The sequence below is a fragment of the Parvimonas sp. D9 genome (assembly GCF_035282565.1).
GTDB classification, from domain to species: Bacteria; Bacillota; Clostridia; order Tissierellales; family Peptoniphilaceae; genus Parvimonas; species Parvimonas micra.
The window spans coordinates 1-228 of record NZ_JAYKBM010000304.1 but is presented as its reverse complement, the minus strand read 5'-3'; the positions used below and the strand labels follow the sequence as shown (position 1 = coordinate 228).

The 228-nt window shown below is 33.8% G+C and carries 1 protein-coding gene; it reads right to left on the bottom strand.

The window, feature by feature from the left end; all coding sequences use genetic code 11:
• Positions 1-25 precede the first annotated feature (25 nt).
• The coding region (locus tag VJI94_RS08950) for a hypothetical protein (RefSeq protein ID WP_324009125.1) at positions 26-228 on the bottom strand (203 nt) is incomplete at its 5' end.

The following is a 228-nucleotide window of genomic DNA, read 5'->3' as shown; positions in this document are numbered from 1 at the left end:
CATAAAGAATTCAAAGTTCACCTGTTTATGCCCTCTGAGAACTATTTACTAGTTCTCGAAAAAGAGTCTCATATTTTTTAACATAATTCTCCATATCACAGAGCTGACGAATTTTATAACTTGCTGCTTTACCAATTTTCAAACGAAGTTCTTCATCTTTGAAAAGCATTTCAATCTTACTCACAAGTTGGTCAGCTCCTTTTTTATCTATCAGAAACCCAAACTCCC